This window comes from Tessaracoccus sp. ZS01 (assembly GCF_022342445.1).
In the GTDB taxonomy this organism is placed as follows: Bacteria; Actinomycetota; Actinomycetes; order Propionibacteriales; family Propionibacteriaceae; genus Arachnia.
Window position 1 is genome coordinate 234,520 of the sequence record NZ_PQFE01000001.1, and the last position, 21,040, is coordinate 255,559.

At 68.2% G+C, this 21,040-nt stretch carries 20 protein-coding genes; 16 read left to right on the forward strand and 4 right to left on the reverse strand.

Annotated elements, in window-relative coordinates; translation table 11 throughout:
- From C3E87_RS01145 to C3E87_RS01175, 7 genes are all read left to right on the forward strand, one after another.
- Positions 1-1,113: a D-alanine--D-alanine ligase family protein gene (locus C3E87_RS01145; protein ID WP_076058413.1), complete on the forward strand. Its 1,113-nt coding sequence runs from the start codon at positions 1-3 to the stop codon at positions 1,111-1,113.
- Positions 1,110-2,033: a thiamine-phosphate kinase gene (locus C3E87_RS01150; protein ID WP_076058414.1), complete on the forward strand. Its 924-nt coding sequence runs from the start codon at positions 1,110-1,112 to the stop codon at positions 2,031-2,033. Before C3E87_RS01145 ends, C3E87_RS01150 begins: the two co-directional genes overlap by 4 nt.
- 340 nt (positions 2,034-2,373) lie before the next feature.
- The gene (locus tag C3E87_RS01155) at positions 2,374-4,665 is read left to right on the forward strand and encodes a DNA translocase FtsK (RefSeq protein WP_076059411.1); all 2,292 of its coding nucleotides are present in this window, start codon (positions 2,374-2,376) and stop codon (positions 4,663-4,665) included.
- Between the two features lie 21 nt (positions 4,666-4,686).
- Complete coding sequence (gene rimO / locus C3E87_RS01160) at positions 4,687-6,072, forward strand: 30S ribosomal protein S12 methylthiotransferase RimO (RefSeq protein ID WP_076058415.1); 1,386 nt, start codon at positions 4,687-4,689, stop codon at positions 6,070-6,072.
- Positions 6,069-6,686, forward strand: coding sequence for a CDP-diacylglycerol--glycerol-3-phosphate 3-phosphatidyltransferase (gene pgsA, locus C3E87_RS01165; RefSeq protein WP_233120656.1), 618 nt, complete (start codon positions 6,069-6,071; stop codon positions 6,684-6,686). Before rimO ends, pgsA begins: the two co-directional genes overlap by 4 nt.
- 18 nt (positions 6,687-6,704) lie before the next feature.
- Complete coding sequence (locus tag C3E87_RS01170) at positions 6,705-7,184, forward strand: CinA family protein (protein ID WP_076058416.1); 480 nt, start codon at positions 6,705-6,707, stop codon at positions 7,182-7,184.
- A gap of 105 nt (positions 7,185-7,289) precedes the next feature.
- Positions 7,290-7,565 carry a helix-turn-helix domain-containing protein gene (locus tag C3E87_RS01175; RefSeq protein WP_076058417.1) on the forward strand — a complete coding sequence of 92 codons (276 nt, stop codon included), beginning with the start codon at positions 7,290-7,292 and terminating at the stop codon, positions 7,563-7,565.
- Between the two features lie 4 nt (positions 7,566-7,569).
- Here the strand turns inward: C3E87_RS01175 and C3E87_RS01180 are convergent, their stop codons facing one another.
- Positions 7,570-8,331 carry a DeoR/GlpR family DNA-binding transcription regulator gene (locus C3E87_RS01180; RefSeq protein ID WP_076058418.1) on the reverse strand — a complete coding sequence of 254 codons (762 nt, stop codon included), beginning with the start codon at positions 8,329-8,331 and terminating at the stop codon, positions 7,570-7,572.
- 202 nt (positions 8,332-8,533) lie between these two features.
- On the opposite strand from C3E87_RS01180, the gene C3E87_RS01185 reads away from it, so the two are divergent.
- From C3E87_RS01185 to rny, 4 genes are all read left to right on the forward strand, one after another.
- Positions 8,534-8,728, forward strand: coding sequence for a DUF3046 domain-containing protein (locus C3E87_RS01185; RefSeq protein ID WP_076059415.1), 195 nt, complete (start codon positions 8,534-8,536; stop codon positions 8,726-8,728).
- A gap of 159 nt (positions 8,729-8,887) precedes the next feature.
- Positions 8,888-9,934: a recombinase RecA gene (recA, locus tag C3E87_RS01190; protein WP_076059417.1), complete on the forward strand. Its 1,047-nt coding sequence runs from the start codon at positions 8,888-8,890 to the stop codon at positions 9,932-9,934.
- Positions 9,924-10,457 carry a regulatory protein RecX gene (locus C3E87_RS01195; RefSeq protein WP_143570836.1) on the forward strand — a complete coding sequence of 178 codons (534 nt, stop codon included), beginning with the start codon at positions 9,924-9,926 and terminating at the stop codon, positions 10,455-10,457. Before recA ends, C3E87_RS01195 begins: the two co-directional genes overlap by 11 nt.
- Before the next feature lie 212 nt (positions 10,458-10,669).
- Positions 10,670-12,244 carry a ribonuclease Y gene (gene rny, locus C3E87_RS01200; protein WP_076058420.1) on the forward strand — a complete coding sequence of 525 codons (1,575 nt, stop codon included), beginning with the start codon at positions 10,670-10,672 and terminating at the stop codon, positions 12,242-12,244.
- Here rny and C3E87_RS01205 read toward each other — a convergent pair whose 3' ends face one another.
- Entirely contained in the window at positions 12,245-13,129 is an 885-nt protein-coding gene (locus C3E87_RS01205) for an aldose 1-epimerase family protein (RefSeq protein ID WP_158069021.1), read from the reverse strand.
- Positions 13,130-13,162: 33 nt separating this feature from the next.
- On the opposite strand from C3E87_RS01205, the gene miaB reads away from it, so the two are divergent.
- Positions 13,163-14,656: a tRNA (N6-isopentenyl adenosine(37)-C2)-methylthiotransferase MiaB gene (gene miaB / locus C3E87_RS01210; protein WP_076058422.1), complete on the forward strand. Its 1,494-nt coding sequence runs from the start codon at positions 13,163-13,165 to the stop codon at positions 14,654-14,656.
- On the opposite strand, the gene C3E87_RS01215 is transcribed toward miaB, so the two are convergent.
- Entirely contained in the window at positions 14,657-14,881 is a 225-nt protein-coding gene (locus C3E87_RS01215) for an antitoxin (protein WP_076058423.1), read from the reverse strand. It abuts the gene before it with no gap.
- 84 nt (positions 14,882-14,965) lie between these two features.
- Between C3E87_RS01215 and miaA the strand changes: the two genes are divergently transcribed.
- From miaA to C3E87_RS01235, 4 genes are all read left to right on the forward strand, one after another.
- On the forward strand, positions 14,966-15,883 hold the full coding sequence (gene miaA, locus C3E87_RS01220) for a tRNA (adenosine(37)-N6)-dimethylallyltransferase MiaA (protein WP_233120657.1): 918 nt from the start codon (positions 14,966-14,968) through the stop codon (positions 15,881-15,883).
- A 16-nt stretch (positions 15,884-15,899) separates the two neighbouring features.
- Positions 15,900-16,715, forward strand: a complete 816-nt coding sequence (gene dapF / locus C3E87_RS01225; RefSeq protein ID WP_076058424.1) for a diaminopimelate epimerase — start codon at positions 15,900-15,902, stop codon at positions 16,713-16,715.
- Positions 16,716-16,778: 63 nt separating this feature from the next.
- Positions 16,779-18,203, forward strand: coding sequence for a GTPase HflX (gene hflX, locus C3E87_RS01230; RefSeq protein WP_076058425.1), 1,425 nt, complete (start codon positions 16,779-16,781; stop codon positions 18,201-18,203).
- Between the two features lie 67 nt (positions 18,204-18,270).
- Positions 18,271-20,190: an ATP-dependent DNA helicase gene (locus C3E87_RS01235; protein WP_304442049.1), complete on the forward strand. Its 1,920-nt coding sequence runs from the start codon at positions 18,271-18,273 to the stop codon at positions 20,188-20,190.
- Between the two features lie 12 nt (positions 20,191-20,202).
- Here the strand turns inward: C3E87_RS01235 and lexA are convergent, their stop codons facing one another.
- On the reverse strand, positions 20,203-20,940 hold the full coding sequence (gene lexA, locus C3E87_RS01240; RefSeq protein WP_083665371.1) for a transcriptional repressor LexA: 738 nt from the start codon (positions 20,938-20,940) through the stop codon (positions 20,203-20,205).
- Positions 20,941-21,040: the final 100 nt, after the last annotated feature.

Here is a 21,040-nt window from a genome sequence, read left to right on the forward strand (position 1 = left end):
GTGAGTGAACGCACCCGGGTCGCACTGATCTTCGGCGGCCAGTCGTCGGAACACGGCATTTCGTGCCTGACTGCCGCATCGGTACTGAAGGCCATCGACAAGGGACGCTACGACGTCCACGGCATCGGCATCTCCCGCACGGGCCGTTGGACCCAGGTGCCGCTCGAGGTCATCGAGGCCTACCGCATCGTCGACGGACAGGCGCCCCAGGTCGCCGAGCCGCAGCACGACGCGGTGTGGATGGTGGGGGAGGACGGCTGTGAGGTCGCCACCCGGTCCGGCGAGAAGCTCGTCGACATCCACCGCATCGATGTCGCCTTCGCGCTCCTGCACGGGCCGTTCGGTGAGGACGGCACGCTCCAGGGCATGTTCGAGATGATGGGGATCCGCTACGTCGGTTCCGGCGTCACGGCCTCGGCGGTGGGCATGGACAAGCACTTCATGAAAATCGCCTTCGAGGCCGCAGGGCTACCCGTCTGGCCCTACGTCGTCGCCTCTGCGCACCGCCTCACCCACGACAGAGCGGCCGTGCTCGAAGAGATCAACCGACTCGAATACCCTCTGTTCATCAAGCCGGCCCGTGGCGGTTCCTCCATCGGCATCGTCCGCATCACGGATCCCGCCGAGCTCGACGACGCCATCGCGGAGGCCCAGAAGTGGGATCCGAAGATCGTCGTGGAGCAGGGCTTCGTCGGCGCACGCGAACTCGAGGTCGCCGTCCTCGGCGACCCCGACGGCACGGACGGCTGCCGCACCTCCGTGGTGGGCGAGATCCGCGTGCAGGCCGAGGACGGCTTCTACGACTACGAAGCCAAGTACTTCGACGAGGACGGCGCCGCTCTCGACGCGCCGGCCCAGCTCGGCGACGACCTCGCCGCCCGGCTCCGCGCCCTCGCCGTGCGGGCCTACCACGCGGTCGACGCCGAGGGCCTGGTCCGCGCAGACTTCTTCGTCACGGACGACGGCGCCTGGATCAACGAGGTCAACACGATGCCCGGCTTCACCGAGATCTCCATGTACCCCACGCTGTGGCAGGAGAGCGGCATGACGTACCCCGAGCTCGTGGACCGCCTCATCAGCCTGGCGATGTCCCGGCCGGTGGGGTTGCGATGATCGGCGAATTCGAACTCATCGCCCGCGTCACCCAGGGCCTCGAGGTCAACTCCGACGTCGAACTCTCCGTCGGAGACGACGCCGCGGTCGTCTCCCTCCAGGGCGACACCGTGGTCTGCACCGACATCCTCATCGAGAACGTCCATTTCAAGCAGCAGTGGAGCCCGGCGCACGCGGTCGGGCGCAAGTCCGTGGCGGTCAACGTCTCGGATCTCGAGGCCATGGGCTGCCGCCCGTCGGCCATCGTGGTGGCCCTCGCGTTCCCGAAGGACCTCGACCCCAAGTGGGTCGACGACTTCGAGGCAGGCGTGCGTGCCGAGTGCCGCACCGCCGGGGTGAGCCTCATCGGTGGCGACATGTCCAGCTCTGAGCACATCGTCGCCTGTGTCACGGCCATCGGCGACACCATGGGCCGTGCTCCCGTCACCCGCAACGGCGCCCAGCCGGGCGACATCGTCGCCGTCCGCGGCAACCTCGGCCTCTCCGCGGCGGGCCTGATCGCGTTGCAGCGCGGTTTCGGGTCCCCGAAGGACGCCGTCCTGGAGCACCAGACACCCCACGTCCCGTACGGTCAGGGCAGGGTCGCCGCTGAGGCGGGAGCCACCGCCATGATCGACATCTCCGACGGGCTGCTCGCAGACCTCGGGCACATCTCGGAGGGCTCCGGCGTCTCGATCGACGTCGTGACCGGTCAGCTGAGCATCCCGGACCCGGTGGCCCGCGTGGCCGCCGCCACCGGCAAGCCCGCCCTCGGCATGATCCTGGCAGGGGGAGAGGACCACGCGCTCGCGGCGACCTTCCCGTCCGGCACCACCCTTCCGGAAGGCTGGGTGCGCGTGGGCGCGGTCAGCGCCGGCACCGGGATCACCGTCGACGGGGCGCCCTACGAGGGCTCCATGGGCTGGGACCACTTCGGCTGAGACCGGTGGGAAACCCGCCGCGCGCGGGAGTGGGATAACGGCGACGTCCGCCCCGTCAGCTAGGGTGACGAACATGGCGACTCGCGGATCTTCCCCTTCGCGAAGCACCACCAAGGCGCGTGCGTCTTCTTCCGGTGGTGCCAAGCAACGTACCTCCAGCTCGGGCTCCACACGGACCCGGGCCACCACATCGACGGCGAAAACCCGCAGGCCGGCAGCCACCAAGGCCGCTCCCGCGAAGCCGCAGAAGCAGGGCCCCGGCATCGGTGTGACCATCGTCGGAGGGATCGGCAAGGGCATCGCCGCGATCTTCCGCGGCATCGCGGGCAGCGTCGGCTGGATGGCACGCAGCGTCGGGGGCAACTCTGACGACATGGCCCCCGAGCTCCGCCGCGACGGCTGGGGGCTGGTGCTCCTCATGCTCGGCGCCGTGGTGGCCGCCCGCTTCTGGTTCTACCTCGACGGCCCCGTCGGCCGGTGGCTCCAGACGGGCGTCAGCACCGTCTTCGGCTCGCTGTCGGTGGTCGTCCCCGCGGTGCTGCTCTATGGCGCGTGGCGCGTCCTGCGGCATCCGCACGACGTCGACGCGGCCCCGCGCACCGGTCTGGGCTGGTTCCTCATCACGCTCGGCTCGCTCGGGCTCGTGCACATCGGGGCCGGCCTGCCGCGCCCCAACACCGACGGTATGGAGGCGGTGCGCGCGGCCGGCGGTGTACTCGGCTATGTCTCCTCCTCCATCCCCTCGGACCTGCTCACAGTCTGGGCCTCCGTGCCGCTGCTCATCATGGTGACGCTGCTGGGAGCGCTGCTGGTCATCGGCCGCCCCGTCCGCGAACTGGGCGCCGGCGTCTCGCGATTCTTCGGCGCGCTCGTCGAACACGACGGCGACCCCACGCCGAAGGACAAGCTCAAGCTCGGCGTGGCCGTGCCCTACGACAGCCCCCTCATCGACGACCCCGTGGAGGATCCCGAGGTCGAGGATTCCTACGATGCCGAGGTCTTCGACTACCTCGGCGACTCCTACGCGGAGCCTGATCCGGTCCCGGCTGCGCCGGCGGAGCCGCGGCAGGTGCCGGGCCGCCCGAAGAACGCCACGGCCCTCGAACCGGAGCCACCGCAGCATTCCACGCCTCCCGGCCCGGCCGAGCAGCTCCAGTTGAGCGGCGACGTGATGTACCAACTCCCGGACGACCAGACGCTCGCGCCGGGCTCCAAGCCCAAGGCGCGCACGGAGGCGTCCGACAAGGTGGTGCGTCAACTGGGTGCCGTGCTGCGCGAGTTCGAGATCGACGCCCGGGTCACCGGCTACACGCGCGGCCCGACTGTCACCCGGTACGAGGTCGAGCTGGGTTCCGCCATCAAGGTGAGCAAGGTCACCGGCCTGGCTGACAACATCGCCTACGCCGTCGGCTCCAACGAGATCCGCATCCTCACGCCCATCCCCGGCAAGTCGGCGATCGGCATCGAGATCCCGAACCTGGACAAGGAGGTCGTCTCGCTGGGCGACGTCCTGCGTTCCAACCGCGCCAAGAACGACCACCACCCGATGACGGTCGGCCTCGGCAAGGACGTCGAGGGCGGGTTCGTGGTCGCCAACATGGCGAAGATGCCCCACCTCCTGGTGGCGGGCGCCACCGGCTCCGGCAAGTCCAGCTTCATCAACTCGCTGATCACGTCCGTGATGATGCGCGCCACACCGGACGAGGTTCGCCTGCTCCTGGTCGACCCCAAGCGCGTGGAACTCAACCAGTACGAGGGCATTCCGCACCTGGTCACCCCCATCATCACCAGCCCGAAGAAGGCCGCCGAGGCGCTCGCCTGGGTGGTGCGCGAGATGGACATGCGCTACGACGACCTGGCCGCCTTCGGGTTCCGCCACGTCGACGACTTCAACAAGGCCGTCCGCGCCGGGCAGGTGAAGGTACCCGACGGTTCGGAGCGCAAGCTCACGCCGTACCCGTACCTCCTCGTCGTGGTCGACGAGCTCGCCGACCTCATGATGGTGGCCCCGCGTGACGTGGAAGACTCCGTCGTGCGTATCACCCAGCTGGCCCGAGCTGCCGGCATCCACCTGGTGCTGGCAACGCAGCGCCCGTCCACCGATGTGGTGACCGGCCTGATCAAGGCCAACGTGCCCTCCAGGCTCGCGTTCGCCACGTCGTCGATGACCGATTCCCGCGTCATCCTCGACCAGCCCGGCGCCGAGAAACTCGTCGGCAAGGGCGACGGGCTTTTCCTGCCGATGGGCTCCTCCAAGCCCATCCGCGTGCAGGGCGCCTGGGTCAACGAGTCCGAGATCCGCGACGTCGTGGCCTTCATCAGCCGGCAGCTCCAGCCCAACTACCGCGAGGATGTCGCGGTCGCGGCAGGGAGCGACAAGAAGGTCGTCGACGACATCGGCGACGACCTGGACCTCGTCCTCGACGCCTGCCGCCTGGTGGTGGAACTGCAGCTGGGCTCCACGTCGATGCTGCAACGCAAGCTCCGCGTCGGCTTCGCGAAGGCCGGCCGACTGATGGACATCCTGGAGAGCAGGGGAGTGGTGGGACCGTCCGAAGGTTCCAAGGCCCGCGAGGTGCTGGTCAAGCCCGACGACCTCGACGAGGTCCTCGCCAACCTCTCCGTCAGCTGATGGTGGGATACTAGGCCCACCATGACTACCCACTCGGTCCACATCGCCTCCCTCGGCTGCGCCCGCAACGACGTCGACTCCGAGGAACTCGCCGCCCGCCTCGAACACGGCGGGTTCACCCTCGTCGACGACCCGGAGACCGCGGAGACGGTGGTGGTCAACACCTGCGGCTTCGTTGCCCAGGCGAAGAAGGACTCGATCGACACGCTGCTCGCCGCCGCAGACCTCAAGGACGGCGGCATGGTCAAGTCTGTCGTCGCGGTCGGCTGCATGGCGGAGCGCTACGGCGTCGAGCTTGCCGCTGAGTTGCCCGAGGCAGACGCCGTCCTGGGTTTCGACGCCTATGCCGACATCGCGGAGCGGCTGCGCGGCATCCTTGACGGCGAGAAGGCCATCTCGCACGTGCCCCGCGACCGGCGCAAGCTGCTCCCGCTCACCCCGTCGGCCCGCCCTGCGGCAGCACCCGAGGTCGCGGTGCCGGGCCACGTCTGGTTGCCCGGGGCCCGCCGTCGCCTGATGGGCGGCCCCAGCGCCTCGCTGAAGATCGCCTCCGGCTGTGACCGACGCTGCGCCTTCTGTGCGATTCCAGCCTTCCGCGGCTCCTACCTCTCCCGCCCCATCGACGAACTCGAGGCGGAGGCCCGCTGGCTGGTGCAGGAGGGCGCCAAGGAACTCTTCCTGGTCTCCGAGAACACCTCCAGTTACGGCAAGGACATGGGCGCCGACGTGCGGCTCGAGCAGTTGCTTGACAGGCTCTCGCAGGTCGACGGCCTCGACTGGATCCGCGTCAGCTACCTCCAGCCCGCCGAGATCCGCCCTGGCTTTGTGGAGTCGATGCTGAGCATCGACAAGGTGGTGCCGTACTTCGACCTGAGCTTCCAACACGCGTCGCGCACCGTGCTGCGCCGCATGCGCCGCTTCGGTGACCCCGACAGCTTCCTGGACCTCATCGGCCGGATCCGCGCGATCGCCCCGGAGGCGGGCATCCGCAGCAACGTCATCGCCGGCTTCCCCGGCGAGACCGACGAGGACGTGCAGACGCTGCGGGACTTCATCATCGCCGCCCAACTCGACGTGCTGGGCGTCTTCGGCTACTCCGACGAGGAGGGGACCGAGGGCGTGTCGCTGCCGGACCACCTTCCTGACGACGTCATCGAGGAACGTCGTGCCATGCTCGCCGATGTGGCGGTGGACGTCGCCGAGGCCCGTGCGGCAGACCGCATCGGCGACACCGTCGTCGTGCTGGTCGAGAGCAACGAGGACGGCGAGACAACCGGCCGGGCCGAACACCAGGCTCCTGAGACGGACGGTGCGGTGACTTTGGACCGTGAGGCGCCCGTCGGTAGCCTCGTGAGCGCCCGGGTCGTGGATTCTGAGGGCATCGATCTGATTGCGGAGGCACTGTGAGTGAGAGTGTGAGCGACCGGCCCCGTCGTGCGGCGTCGGACGGGGCGGCCAGTAACTGGAACATCCCGAACATCCTCACGGTCATCCGGATCCTCCTGGTGCCGGTGTACGTGGCCTTCCTCTTCATCGGTCCGCAGGACTTCACCTGGCGGCTCTGGGCCACCGTCGTGTTCGTCGTGGCGATGCTCACGGACCTGGCCGACGGGCACATCGCCCGCAAGTACAACCTGGTGACAGACTTCGGCAAGCTCTGGGACCCGGTGGCGGACAAGGCGTTGACAGGCGCGGCCTTCGTCTCGCTGAGCATCCTGGGCGAGCTGCCGTGGTACTTCACCATCATCATCCTCGTGCGCGAATGGGGCATCACCTGGGTGCGCGCGGCCATCGCCAAGTACGGGATCATGGCCGCGAACAAGGGCGGGAAGCTGAAGACGCTCACCCAGACCTTCGCGCTGATCATCTTCAGCCTCGGCGTCCACATGCTGCCGGGGCCGGTGGAGTTCATCGGCTGGCTGCTGATGTGGGCGGCGCTCATCCTGACCGTCGTCACCGGCTTTGACTACCTCCGTCACGCGTGGGTCATCCGCCGGAAGGGCCGCGCCCAGCAGGCGTGAGCAGGTAGCCTTGCGGGCATGACGCTGGCCGCCGAACTGATCAAGAAGCTCACCCACCGCTCGGTCACCCTGGCCACGTGCGAATCCGTGACCGGTGGCGGCATCGGGGCCGAACTGACGTCAGTGCCCGGGGCCTCCCAGGCGTACCGCGGCGGCCTGATCACCTATGCGCGGGACCTGAAGCACAGCCTGGCCGGCGTCGACGAGCAGTTGATCGAGCGCGAGGGTGTGGTCAACGAACTGACCGCGCTGCAGATGGCGCTCGGGGCGCAACGCCGCTGCAACTCCGACTGGGCCGTCGCCACCACCGGGGTCGCCGGTCCCACGGAGACGGACGGCGCCAAGGTCGGCACCGTCTGGTTCGCCGTGGTGGGTCCACGGGTCGGGATGTCGTCCCCGCCGCAGTACACCGAACTGCGTACCTTCGACGGCGACCGGGAGGCCGTCCGGCGCGCGGCCACCGAGCATGCGTTCGAGATGCTGTTGCGGGTTCTCTAGAGAAACCTGGACAAACTTTTTCGCTGATCGGGAACAAACCGCCCCCCTTTGCGGTTGGACCTATCGACAGCGGGCACTCGGCCCGTCGTCAGATAGGAAACAGCCGTGAAGACGATTCTGATTCGCAAGGTGATGGGCGAGACTCTCCGGGAACTCCGGATGCGCGCCGGCATGACCCTGCGAGAGGTCTCCATGGCCAGCATGGTTTCGCTCGGCTACCTCTCGGAGATTGAGCGCGGTCACAAGGAAGCCTCCAGCGAAGTGCTCTTCGCCATCGCCTCCGCGCTCGACGTGTCCCTGTCGGATCTGATGATCTCCATCAGTGGCAAGCTCGCCACCCTCGAGGCCCAGCGTGTGCCCCGGGTGGCGGTGGCCGCCTGACCCGTCAGCGGTGACGCGGCCCCTCAACAACGTGCACCTCGACGCCGGCGTCCCGGATCCGCTGAAGTTCAGCCTCCGGGGCCCCGGCGTCCGTCACCAGCACATGAATGTCCTTGATGTCCGCCACCTTGGCCAGCGTGGTGTGACCGATCTTCGTCGAATCGATCGCGACGATGACCCGCTGGGCCCGTTCGATCATGGCCAGGTTCGTGCGGGCCTCGATCTCATCGTGCGTCGTCAGACCCCCGGTGGCGCTGACGCCGTCGGCGCCCACCACCGCCGTGCCGACGTTGACCAGCTTCATGGTTGATTCAGCCAGCGAACCGACCAGTTCCAGCGAGCTCGAGCGCAGCACGCCCCCGGCGATCAGGACGCGGGCCTGGCCCTGCTCCGCCGCCTCGAGGCCGATGCTCAGTGAGTTCGTGATGATCGTCAGGTCGTCGCGGTGCCTGAGGGCGCGGAGCACCTCGGCGGTCGTGGTCCCGCCTGTCAGGCCGATGGCGTGCTTGCCCGCGGGGATGATGCCGGCCACCGTCCGGGCGATCCGGCGCTTGGCGTCCTGATTCCGGCCGTCGCGCAACCGCACCGGAAGTTCCCTGTTGCCCTTCATGGGGCGGGCTCCGCCATGGGTCCGCTCGAGGAGGCCCTGGGCCGCCAGGAGTGCGACATCGCGTCGGATCGTTGCGGCCGACGCCCCCAGTTGGTCCGCCAGATAGGACAGTGGCAACTGGCCCTGCTCCGTCAGGAGTGCCAAAAGCGCGACCATCCGGTCCGATCGCTTATGGGAGGGCGTGCCGGGTGCATTCATCCGTGGGGACTCCTTTGCGCCGAAGTGGCCTGTTGTGCAACATACGCACAAACGTTGAGCGAGATTCTAGCCCTTGCTCACTTCCAGTGCGCAGGGGGCCCAGTTTTGACACAAAGATCTGCGCGAATGCCCATCATCGCGCGGCGTGTACCGTTGGCGCGTGCGCGAAGCTGAACTCTGGGAACGAATGAACGAGGCTCTGCCCGCTGGATATGCCGCGAGTTGGGCGGAATCCGTCGTTCTCGAGGACCTGGGGGGTCGCACGGTCCGCGAAGCGCTCGGTGCAGGGATCCCGTGCAAGGCCATCTGGCGCGCTGTCTGGAGACAACTGGAACTGCCCACGAGACTGCGCTGAATCGGCGGCGTGTCGGTTCGCATTAGAACGTCTGTTCGCCTATGTTGAATTCGGCGGTTGTCCACAGCGGAACCGGCTCATCGAAAATTGTCGGGCCCGCTACCTACAGTGACAGTGACATCGAAACCTCCGGCATCAGCCGGTTCCTGGAAGGAAATCCTGATGGCCTCATCGGACCGTAACAAGGCGCTGGAGGCGGCGCTCGCCCAGATCGAGAAGGCCCACGGCAAGGGCTCCGTCATGAAGCTGGGCGAGGACAATCGCCAGCCCATCGACGTGATCCCCACGGGCTCCGTGGCGCTGGATGTGGCGCTCGGCATCGGCGGGCTGCCCCGTGGTCGCGTCGTCGAGATCTACGGCCCGGAGTCGAGCGGCAAGACCACCGTCGCGCTGCACGCCATCGCCAACGCCCAGCGCGACGGCGGGATCTGCGCCTTCATCGACGCCGAGCACGCGCTGGACCCGGATTACGCCCAGAAGCTCGGGGTCGACACCGACGAGCTGCTGGTCTCGCAGCCGGACAACGGCGAACAGGCCCTGGAGATCGCCGACACGCTGGTGCGCTCGGGCGCCCTCTCCCTCGTCGTCATCGACTCCGTCGCCGCGCTGACACCCCGCGCCGAGATCGAGGGCGAGATGGGCGATTCGCACGTCGGTCTCCAGGCCCGCCTCATGTCGCAGGCGCTGCGCAAGATGACGGGTGCGCTCAAGACCTCCAACACCACGGCCATCTTCATCAACCAGCTCCGCGAGAAGATCGGCGTGATGTTCGGCAGCCCCGAAACCACCACCGGTGGCCGCGCGCTGAAGTTCTACTCCTCGGTCCGCCTGGACGTGCGCCGCATCGAGACGCTGAAGGACGGCACGGAGATGGTGGGCAACCGCACCCGCGTCAAGGTGGTCAAGAACAAGGTGGCCCCGCCCTTCAAGCAGGCCGAGTTCGACATCATCTACGGCCAGGGTATCTCCCGCGAGGGCTCGCTGATCGACATGGGCGTGGACGCCGGCATCGTGCGCAAGGCCGGCGCCTGGTTCACCTACGAGTCGGATCAGCTGGGCCAGGGCAAGGAGAACGCCCGAACCTTCCTGAAGAACAACCCCGAGGTCGCCAACGACATCGAGCGTCGCATCCGCGTCCACCTCGGTATCGACAAGGAGGCCGTGCCGGAGGGCGTGAACCCGGAGACCGGAGAAGTTGACTTCTGATCGCAGCGCGGAGGAGCGGGTCACCCAGGTGGAGGTGGCTCGCAAGATCGCGCTGGATCAGTTGGCCACGCGGGCACGCTCGGAGCAGGAGTTGCGTACCGTCATGAAGCGGCGCAACGTCCCTGCAGACGTCGCAGATGAGATCATCGAGCGGTTCACCGAGGTGGGGCTCATCGACGACGCGGCCTTCGCTCAGTCGCTCACCTCGACGCGCGCAGAGTTCGGGCTGCGGGGGAGGGTCCGCATCCGGCAGGAACTCCAGGCCAAGGGCATTGACCGCGAGATCGCCGACGAGGTACTGGCCCACCTGGATCCGGAGGACGAGCGAGAGGCTGCGCTGACGTTGGCCCGCCGTCGCGTGCGCTCGCTCACAGGCCTTGAACGGCACGTCGCGCGCCGCCGGCTGGCCGGTGTGCTGGCCCGCAGGGGTTTCTCGGGTGGCATCGTCAGCGGCGTGCTCGAAGAGGTGCTGGGCAACGGGTGGGACGATGAACCGGTTGAGTTTTCCACAGGTGAGCAATAGGCTCGTCGGCAAGGCCCTTGGCCCCGCATGAACCGCCCCGGCTTCGGTTGGGGCATTGAAACCTGAAACTTCACTGACAACACCTAGACAGAAGACATTCACCTGTGCCGCTGCGGCCTTCTGGCCGCAGGGGCTTGTCGTCCCTATCGACATTGTTGCCAACCACCTTGTGCGGTGCTTGTGGCCGGACTGTCCGGATATGAGGAGGCGCCGTGCCCGAGCTCGGTTGGATCATTGCAGTGGCCGCGTTGGTCGGACTCATCGTGTTGGGCCTCCTCCTGCGGCGCCGGACGGCCGAAGCCATCGCGGAGCGCCTCACCTGGGAACGCCGGTCCAAGGATGATGTGGCCTCTGTGCGGGCCACCGCCCAGGCGGCGGCCAGCGCCGTCGAGGAACGCGCCCGCGAAGCCTTGGAGGACGCCGAGCGACGTCGAGGCGAGATGGAAGCCGTGCTCGCCGGGCAACGCCAGGAGTTGCGCGAGACGAGGGCGGCACAGGAACGTCGTGAATCCCGCCTCCACGAACGCGAGGACCGCCTCTCCGCTGAGGCCGAGGGACTCGTCGCCCGCGCTGAGAGGCTCGATGCCCAGCGCATCCAGCTGCGTGAGCAGCGGGAGGAACTCCAGGCGCAGGAGGAGCGGCTGGCCCTCGAACTCGAACGCGTCGCCCGGTTGTCGGTCGAGGAGGCCCGCAAGGAGGTCCTTGCAGCAGCAGAGAAGCAGGCCAAACTGACCGCCACCTCCATCGCCCGCGACATCGAGGCGACGGCGAAGCGCGAAGCGGACCAGATCGCCCGCCGCGTCATCACCACCGCCATCCAGCGGGTCGCCTCAGAACAGACGTCGGAGTCCGTGGTGAGCACGGTGGACCTGCCCAGCGACGACATGAAGGGCCGCATCATCGGCCGCGAAGGGCGCAACATCCGTGCCTTCGAACAGATCACGGGGGTCAACGTCCTCATCGACGACACCCCCGAATCCGTCCTGCTCAGCAGCTTCGACCCGGTGCGCCGCGAAACCGCGCGCCTCACGCTCGTCGACCTCATCGCCGATGGGCGGATCCATCCGGCCCGCATCGAAGAGGTGCACGAGCGCAGCCTGCGCCGCATCAACGACCGCGTGCTGCGCGCCGGCGAGGACGCGTTGGCGGAGGTGGGCATCGTGGACCTGCACCCGGACCTGGTGCCCATCGTCGGGGCACTGGCCTTCCGCACCTCCTATGGGCAGAACGTCTTGCGCCACCTCGTCGAGTGCGCGCACCTCGCCGGCGTGATGGCAGCGGAGCTGGGCCTCAACGTGACGGTGTGCAAGCGGGCCGCCTTCCTGCACGACATCGGCAAGGCGCTCACCCATGAGGTGGAGGGTCCGCACGCCATCATCGGGGCGGAGTTGCTGCGCAAGTACGGCGAGCACGAGGACATCGCTCATGCGGTGGAGGCACACCACAACGAGGTCGAGCCGCGCACCGTTGAAGCGGTGCTCACGCAGGCAGCAGACGCCATCTCCGGCTCCCGCCCGGGTGCCCGGCGTGAATCGCTCGAAGCGTACGTGGAGCGGATGGAGAACCTCGAGCACATCGCCACGAAGCACGAAGGTGTGGTGCGCGCCTACGCCATGCAGGCCGGGCGCGAGGTTCGCGTCATGGTCTCACCGGACCATATCGACGACGCGGGGGCGCACGCGCTGGCCCGCGACATCGCCGCAGAGGTCGAGAAGACGCTGAGTTACCCGGGACAGATCCGGATCACCGTGGTGCGGGAGTCCCGCGCCACGGAGACCGCCCACTGATCAGTTCTCGACGGCGTCCACCCGGATGCCCCAGCGCGACGACGTCTCGGCGCCGGGCTGCAACACGATGAGCGATTCGTGGGTGGGGCCTTCGTTGAACGCGTCGGCGGCGCAGGTCATGGGCTCCACGGCGATCGCATTGCGCGTCGGCGGCACGTAGATCTGGCACCACGGAAGCGTCGCGTCGGCCCACATGGCAATCGTGCGGGTGCCGTCGGCCACCGTCAGTTCCCACGGGCCCTCGTCGATCCGGAACGCGCTGTCGAACTCCGTGCTGCCGATCTCCCGGGGCTCCCGGAAGTCGTGCTCAGCGGTCACGTCGGTCAGTTCCACGGGGAGCAGCCGGTCGTCGACGGCCAGTTCATAGGGGAACGGCGAGGTGAGCACGGCGGTGGTGTCGACGGCCAGGTACGGGTGGGTGCCGTAGCCGTAGGGGAGCGCCTTCTGCCCCGCATTGCGCGCCGTCACCGTGACGGTGAGCCCGCCGTCGTCCAGCGCGTGACTGATCTCGACCTCCAGCACGCCGTCCCATCCGGTCTGCGGGTAGATGACGGTGGTCAGCACCACCTCGTCAGGGTCGTGGCTCACGAGCCGCCACGCGTGGTCAGAGCCCAGGCCGTGGATGGCGTTGTTCCGCGGCACCTCGCTGATCGGGAGCTGCTGATCCACACCGTTGAACGTGTAGCGGCCGTCGCGGATGCGGTTCGGCCACGGCACCAGCTGGCGTCCCATGGAGGAACTGGGCGACCCGTCCTCAGGGAACGTGTGCAGCAACTCCACGCCGTCGCGGGTGAGGCTGCGCAGCGTCGAGCCCACCTCGGTCACGACCGCGGTGTACGGCCCGGACTCGATGAGGAATTGTTGGCCGGTAGGCAGGATGTTCATGTCTCGAACCCTAATGGGTAACATGGTCGGGCTATGACTGATCCGCGCACATATCACGTCATCACCTACGGGTGTCAGATGAACGTCCACGACTCCGAACGCATCAGCGGCCTGCTCGAAGAGGCCGGGATGCACCGCGCCGCGCCGGGCAACGACGCGCTGGGCGCCGGTGCCGACGTCGTGGTCTTCAACACGTGCGCCGTGCGCGAGAACGCCGACAACCGCCTCTACGGCAACCTCGGCCACATGGCCAGCATCAAAGCCGTCCACCCCGGGCTGCAGATCGCCGTGGGCGGCTGCATGGCGCAGAAGGACCGCGACACCATCCTGAAGAAGGCGCCGTGGGTGGACGTCGTCTTCGGTACGCACAACGTCGGTTCCCTCCCCAGGCTGCTGGAGCGGGCCCGGGTGGAGCGCGAGGCGCAGATCGAGATCAAGGAAGCCCTCGAGACGTTCCCCAGCAACCTCCCGACGCGCCGCGAATCGCCCTACTCGGCCTGGGTATCGGTCTCCGTGGGCTGTAACAACACCTGCACCTTCTGCATCGTGCCGGCCCTGCGCGGCAAGGAGACCGACCGCCGCCCGGGCGACATCCTCGGCGAGATCGAGATGCTGGTCAGCCAGGGCGTCCAGGAGATCACCCTGCTCGGGCAGAACGTCAATGCCTACGGCGTGGAATTCGGCGACAGGCAGGCCTTCGCGAAATTGCTGCGGGCCTGCGGCACCGTCGAGGGCCTGGAGCGCGTGCGCTTCACCTCACCCCACCCCAAGGACTTCACCGACGACGTGATCGAGGCCATGGCCGAGACCCACAACGTGATGCCCCAGCTCCACATGCCGCTGCAGTCCGGCTCGGACAGGATCCTCAAGTCGATGCGCCGCTCCTACCGGGCGGAGCGCTACCTGGGCATCCTCGACCGGGTGAGGACGGCCATGCCGCACGCCGCCATCACCACCGACATCATCGTGGGATTCCCCGGCGAGACCGAAGAGGACTTCCAGGCGACGATGGACGTCGTGCGTCGCTCGCGGTTCTCCGCCGCGTTCACCTTCCAGTACTCCATCCGCCCCGGCACCCCTGCGGCCACCATGCCTGACCAGGTGCCGAAGGAGATCGTGCAGGAGCGCTACCTGCGCCTCGTCGACCTGGTCAACGACCTGGCCTGGGAGGAGAACAAGACGTTCGCCGGCCAGGAGATCGAGGTCATGTTCGCCACCGGTGAGGGCCGCAAGGATGCCGAGACCCACCGCATGAGCGGCCGGGCGCGGGACAACCGCCTGGTCCACGTGGCGGTCCCGGAGGACCCGGCGCTGCGGCCCCGGCCGGGCGACATCGCCACGGTGTCGATCACGCATGCGGCGCCGCACCACCTGAACTCGGACCTCCTGCCCACCAACCTCAGGCGTACCCGCGGAGGGGACGCGTGGGAGGCGGCGCAGGGAGGGGCCAGGCCGGCGGGCGTCGGGCTGGGCATGCCCACGTTGGAGAAGCCCGCGCCACTGCCCGCCGCCACCGGCTGCAACTGATCAGGGCTGGTCGGCTGGGCGCCTGGGCTGGTCGGCCGGGCGCCTGGGCTGGTCGCCCGTGAGCTTGTCGAGCTGGTCGTTGCCGAAGTCCTGCGCCTTGTCCACGTGACCGGCGTACTTGCCGTCGGTCTTGTCGTCGACGAAGTCGCCGACACGCTCGATGCCCTCCTCGATCTGCGTCTCGTGCTGCTTGGCCAGGTCATCGAGGTTGTCGAAGAGTCCCATGTCATGTCCTTCGGGTGGTGGGGTGAGGTCCCCATCATGCACACCCCGGAGACCCGCGCGTCAGGCTTTTGGCAGACTGGGGGCGTGTCCCTTCCCTTGATCGTTCTCGTCGGCCCGACGGCCACAGGCAAATCAGGCCTCGCCGTCGATCTCGCGCTGGCGTTGGCAGAGCGCGGGCATCCCGCCGAAGTGGTCAACGCAGACTCGATGCTCGTCTACCGGGGGATGGACATCGGCACGGCCAAACCCACCGTCGAGGAGCGGCGGGAGGTGCCCCATCACCTCATCGACATCGCGGAGGTCACCGAACGGGCGTCGGTGGCAGACTTCCAGCGGCTCGCCCGCGCCACGATCGCCGACCTCCGCGCCAGGGGGGTCATCCCGATCCTGGTGGGTGGCTCGGCGCTCTACACCCGTGCGATCACCGACCGCTTCGAGTTCCCGGCTTCCGACGTGGACGTCCGGGCCCGCTGGGAGCAGGAACTCGACCGGGTCGGGCCGTACGCGCTGCACAGTCGGCTCGCCGAACTGGCGCCTGAGTCGGCGGCCGCCATCGAGCCCGCCAACGGCCGCCGCATCGTCCGGGCCCTCGAGGTTCTCGAACTGACGGGGGGCCATGCCCCTGTCATCCCCGAATGGACCTACGAACTGGAGGACGTGCACCAGTTCGGGCTGAACCTGGACCGGGCGGAGCTGGACCGGCGGATCGACCTGCGCGTCGAACAGATGTGGGAACAGGGCCTCGTGAAGGAGGTCTCGGCCCTCCTGGAGCGCGGCCTGCGCGACGGCGTCACAGCGATCCGTGCGATCGGCTACCGACAGGTGGTCGCCTTCCTCGACGGCGAACTCACCGAAGCGGAGGCCCGCGCCGAGGTACAGCGGGCCACCAGACGGTTCTTCCGGCGCCAACTGGGTTGGTACCGGCGCGATCCCCGCATCACGTGGCTGGACGCAACCTCCCCTGCCGCGGTCCAAAGCGTGCTCACAGGGATAGACTTGTGAAACTCAGGAGGGCGTGATGCGTCGGTTCAGTTTCCACAAGGGTCACGGCACCCGCAACGACTTCATCATCCTGGATGACTCCTACGGCATGCACGAGATGCATCCCGACTTCATCCAGATGGTCTGTGACCGGCACAGCGGCATCGGCGCCGACGGCGTGATCCGCGTGGTCCGGGCGTCGAGCATCCGCGGCTGGGAGGGCGACAGCTCGCTCTGGTTCATGGACTACTACAACGCCGACGGATCCATCGCCGAGATGTGCGGCAACGGGTTGCGCGTCTTCGCCCGCCACCTGATCAACGAGCAACTGGTGGACAACGGCGAGTTCGACGTCGCCACCCGGGCGGGTCTCCGTCGGGTGGAAGTGGCCAGGCACGGCCTGATCCGCACCACCATGGGGGACGCCACCGTGTCCGACGAGGACGTCACCGTCCGGCTCGGCGGGCGCGAGTGGCCGGCGATGAAGGTGGATGTCGGCAACCCCCACGCCGTGGTGTTCCTCCGGAACGAGGACCTCGACTCCCTCAACCTGCACGATGCCCCCACGTGGGAACCCGCCGCCGCCTTCCCCGAGGGCGTCAACGTCGAGTTCGTCCGGGTCGACGAGCCGGGCAAGCTGTCCATGCGCGTCTTCGAGCGAGGCGTGGGGGAGACACAGAGCTGCGGCACCGGAGTCGTGGCCACCGCAGCTGCCTATCGCAAGCGCGCCCAGCATGACGGCAGCGTCGACGTGACGGTCCCGGGCGGCGACCTCACGGTCGATTTCGCCGGCGACGCGGCCCGCCTGACCGGGCCTGCGGTGATCATCGGGCGCGGGGAATTCTGGATCTGACTTATCCACAGCCCGTGCCCGTCCCTTGGTTGTCAGGCGCTGGGCTGGAAGAATGAGCAGACGATGACTAATTCTGACGACGACCTGCTCGGCTACGACGACGACGAGCTGGAGCCTGACTACGACGGCGAACAGGAGGACCTGGCCGCCCGCCATTCGCTGCGCCGCGTCGCCGGCCTGCGCACCGAACTCGAGGACATCACCGAGGTCGAGTACCGCGAACTGCGGCTGGAGCGCGTGGTGCTGGTCAGCGTCTGGACCACCGGTTCCCAGGAAGACGCCGACAACGCGATGGACGAGCTCAAGCTGCTGGCGGAGACCGCCGGCTCAGAGGTGCTCGACGCGCTGGTCCAGCGTCGCTCCCACCCGGACCCGGCAACCTACATCGGCCGCGGCAAGGTGCTGGAGGTCGCTGAGGTGGTGCGCGCCACTGGCGCAGACACCGTCATCTGCGACGGCGAGCTCGAACCCGCGCAGCTGCGAAACCTCGAAGACCGGATCAAGGTCAAGGTGGTGGACCGCACAGCACTGATCCTCGACATCTTCGCCCAGCACGCCAAGAGCGCCGAAGGTAAGGCCCAGGTCGAACTGGCCCAGCTGCAGTACCTCAAGCAGCGCCTCCGCGGCTGGGGCGGCAACCTGTCGCGCCAGGCGGGTGGCCGCGTCGCCGGCGGTGCAGGTATCGGTGGCCGAGGCCCCGGTGAGACCCGCATCGAGACAGACCGCCGCCGCATCCACACCCGGATCTCGCAGTTGCGCCGCAAGCTCCGCGAAATGGACGCCACCCGGGAATCCAAGCGGGCGGAGCGGCGTCGTCACCAGGTGCCTTCGGTGGCCATCGTCGGGTACACCAACGCCGGCAAGTCGTCGTTGCTCAACCGGCTCACGGGGGCGGGGGTGCTGGTGGAGAACGCATTGTTCGCCACCCTGGACCCCACCACCCGTCGCTCGGAGACCGACGACGGCCGCGTGTTCACCCTCACTGACACCGTCGGCTTCGTCCGCCACCTCCCGCACGACCTCGTCGAGGCGTTCCGCTCCACCTTGGAGGAGTCGGCCCAGGCGGATCTGTTGCTCCACGTGGTGGACGCGGCAGACCCGGATCCCGAGGGGCAGATCAGGGCCGTCCGCACCGTGTTGTCGGAGATCGGCGCAGCCTCGGTGCCGGAGCTGCTGGTCCTCAACAAGGCGGACGTCGCGGATGCCGCCAGTATCATGGCGTTGCGCGCCAAGCACCCGGAAGCCGTCGTCATCTCGGCGCGGACGGGCCGCGGCCTCGAGGCGCTGCGAGAGGCGCTCGAGGAGCGGCTCCCGCGTCCGGAGGTCGCGCTCACCGCTCTGGTGCCCTACAACCGCGGAGACCTGGTGGACAAGGTCCACAAGACGGCCGTGATCGATTCGCTCGAACACACCGGCGACGGCACGCTGATCAGCGCGCGGGTGCGCCCTGATCTTGCCGATGAGCTGGCCGAGTTCGTCCGTGACTGATCACGTAGCCATTCTGGCGGCTGCGGTCGGCGACATCGGGGGCGAGGCGCGCCCCGGTCAGCAGGCCATGGCAGACGCAGTGGCGGCGGCGTTCGAGGATGACACCCACCTCCTCGTGCAGGCGGGGACAGGTACCGGCAAGTCGCTCGGCTATCTCGCACCCGCGCTCGCCCGGAGCGTGAACACCGGCGAGGTCGTCGTCGTGGCCACGGCAACCCTGGCGCTCCAGGCCCAACTGGCGACCAAGGACATCCCCACGGCGCTCGACGCCGTGGAGGAGGTCACGGGCCAGCGGCCCAAGGCGGCCATCCTGAAGGGCCGCACCAACTACGCCTGCCTCTACCGGGCCCGTCAGGGATCAGACCTGGACCAGGATTCCCTGATCGGCGCCTCAGCCATGGCGGAGGCAGCGGCCAAGTCGAAGGCCGACGATGTGAGCAGGCTCGGCGCCGAGGTGCTGGCGCTGCGCGAGTGGATCGAGGGCCAGGCCGAGAGCGGCGGCCTGGCAGACCGCGACGACGCGCCCACCCACACCGCCCGCGGCTGGTCGCAGGTGTCCATCCCCACGAGGGAGTGTCTGGGGGTGTCGGCCTGCCCGTTCGGGGCGGAGTGCTTCGTCGAGAAGTCCCGTGAAGTCGCCCGCGAGGCGGACCTCATCGTCACGAACCATGCGCTGCTGGCCATCAACGCCATGCACGGCGGCACCGCGCTGCCGGAACACGCAGCCCTCGTGGTGGATGAGGCCCACGAACTGGTCAGCCGGATCACGACGGCGGCGACGGATGAGCTGACCCCCGGCATCGTGGATCGCGCCGCACGGCGGGCACTCACCTGGCTCGACGACGACCTCGGCGTGGATTTCCTCGACCAGGTGGACACGTTGCGCGAGGCCCTGGACGAATCAGAACTCACCCGCATCACGGAGTCCTCCGCGCCACTGCCGTACGCTGCGGCAGCGCTGCGCGACGTGTCCCGTCGCGTGGTGAGCGCGCTCGGCAAGGTGACCGACGACCCGGACCGTCAACAGGCCACGTCCTCGGTCAGGGAGATCTTCGACATCGCGGAGCGCATCGCCGCTCTGAAACCCCAGGACGTCGTCTGGGTGACAGAGTCCGACATCATGGGGCGCGCCGCGTACGTGGCGCCGCTCAACGTGTCGGGCCTCCTCAGGGACCAGGTCTTCCGCCAAGGGCCAACCGTGCTGACCTCTGCCACGCTCACGTTGGGCGGGGCGTTCGAACCCGCTGCGGGCGCCGTCGGGCTGCGCGCGGCAGACCGGCTTGAGGCCGAGGGCGAGGGGGACAACGAGTTCGCGTGGCGCGGCATCGACGTCGGCTCGCCGTTCGACTACCGCACACAGGGCATCCTGTACGTGGCCCGCCGGCTGCCGCCGCCGGGCCGTGACGGGATGCACGAAAAGACCCTCGCGGAGATCGCGCAGCTGGTCTGGGCGGCGGAGGGCAGGGCGCTGGGGCTGTTCGCTTCACGCAGGGCGGCTGACCAGGCCGCCGACTACTGCAGGCGGGAACTACCGGACCTGACCATCCTGGCGCAGGGCGACGCCCAACTGTCGGAGCTCACCAGACGCTTCCTCGACGAGCCCACCACCGCCCTGTTCGGCACCATGTCGCTGTGGCAGGGCGTCGACGTCCCCGGAGAGTCGTGCCAGCTCGTCATCATCGACAAGATCCCGTTCCCGAGGCCGGACGACCCGCTGATGCAGGCCAGGAAGAAGGCGGTCGACGACGCGGGGGGCAACGGTTTCATGAGTGTGGCCGCCACCCATGCCGCACTGCTGCTGGCCCAGGGGGCCGGGAGGCTGATCCGGCGCTCCGAGGACAGGGGAGTGGTGGCCATGCTCGACCCACGGTTGGCCACCGCGCGGTACGGATCCTTCCTCACCGCGTCGTTACCGGATTTCTGGGCCACCACGGATGGCGATGTGGCAGTGTCGGCACTCCGCCGCCTCCGCGGCGACGTTGAGTGACCTACCGCAGAATCACACCTTGCGGAGCAGCGCCACGACCTTGCCCATGATGCTGGCGTGCGTTCCGTCGATGGGGGAGTAGCGCTCGTTGTGCGGCAGCAGCCACACCTTGCCCTGCTGCAGCTTGTAGGTCTTGACGGTGGCCTCGTCGTCGAGCAGCGCGGCGACGATGTCGCCGTTGGTGGCGTCCTTCTGTTGGCGTACCACCACCCAGTCACCGTCGCAGATCGCCGCATCGATCATGGAGTCGCCCTTGACCTCCAGGAGGAAGAGCTGGCCGTCGCCGACGATCTGCTTCGGCAGCGCGAACACGTCCTCGATGTGCTCCTCGGCCAGAATCGGCCCTCCGGCCGCGATCCGGCCCAACACGGGGGCGGCAACCGCCGAGGGACGCGCATCCCATCCCTGCGCCGAATCCAGTTCCTCGGGGAGCTTGGGCACGTCCGGCAGGGTCAGCACGACGGCACGCGGCCGGTTCGGGTCGCGGCGGATGAAGCCCTTCTGCTCCAGCATGCGCAACTGGTAGGTCACCGATGACGTCGACGCCAGCCCGGCCCTGTCCGCCACCTCGCGGATGCTGGGCGGGTAGCCGAGGTCCTCGATGGCGTCCTTGATCACGTGCACCAGCGCCAGTTGCCTGCGGGAGAGCCCGTAATCCGGTCCGTCGGGAATGGGGAAGCCTGCGAGCTGTGCCTCGATCTCTGCGTTGCTCGGGCGGCCACGGCGCGGGCGGTTCGTCTTGTCAGCCATGGCCCCCATGGTAGCCATTAGCTGGAACACCTGTTCGAAATGCGTAGGCGTGTCGATGGTCGACGAATTTTGTCAGAGGGGACGTGTTGAGTGGTTCACG

Excerpts from the sequence above, each read along its gene's own strand:
- C3E87_RS01150 (WP_076058414.1), top strand. The coding sequence starts at position 1,110 with ATGATCGGCGAATTCGAACTCATCGCCCGCGTCACCCAGGGCCTCGAG.
- C3E87_RS01155 (WP_076059411.1), top strand. The coding sequence starts at position 2,374 with ATGGCACGCAGCGTCGGGGGCAACTCTGACGACATGGCCCCCGAGCTC.
- rimO (WP_076058415.1), top strand. The coding sequence starts at position 4,687 with ATGACTACCCACTCGGTCCACATCGCCTCCCTCGGCTGCGCCCGCAAC.
- C3E87_RS01170 (WP_076058416.1), top strand. The coding sequence starts at position 6,705 with ATGACGCTGGCCGCCGAACTGATCAAGAAGCTCACCCACCGCTCGGTC.
- C3E87_RS01180 (WP_076058418.1), bottom strand. The coding sequence starts at position 8,331 with ATGGTCGCGCTTTTGGCACTCCTGACGGAGCAGGGCCAGTTGCCACTG.
- C3E87_RS01205 (WP_158069021.1), bottom strand. The coding sequence starts at position 13,129 with ATGAACATCCTGCCTACCGGCCAACAATTCCTCATCGAGTCCGGGCCG.
- miaB (WP_076058422.1), top strand. The coding sequence starts at position 13,163 with ATGACTGATCCGCGCACATATCACGTCATCACCTACGGGTGTCAGATG.
- C3E87_RS01215 (WP_076058423.1), bottom strand. The coding sequence starts at position 14,881 with ATGGGACTCTTCGACAACCTCGATGACCTGGCCAAGCAGCACGAGACG.
- dapF (WP_076058424.1), top strand. The coding sequence starts at position 15,900 with ATGCGTCGGTTCAGTTTCCACAAGGGTCACGGCACCCGCAACGACTTC.
- hflX (WP_076058425.1), top strand. The coding sequence starts at position 16,779 with ATGACTAATTCTGACGACGACCTGCTCGGCTACGACGACGACGAGCTG.
- C3E87_RS01235 (WP_304442049.1), top strand. The coding sequence starts at position 18,271 with ATGGCAGACGCAGTGGCGGCGGCGTTCGAGGATGACACCCACCTCCTC.
- lexA (WP_083665371.1), bottom strand. The coding sequence starts at position 20,940 with ATGGCTGACAAGACGAACCGCCCGCGCCGTGGCCGCCCGAGCAACGCA.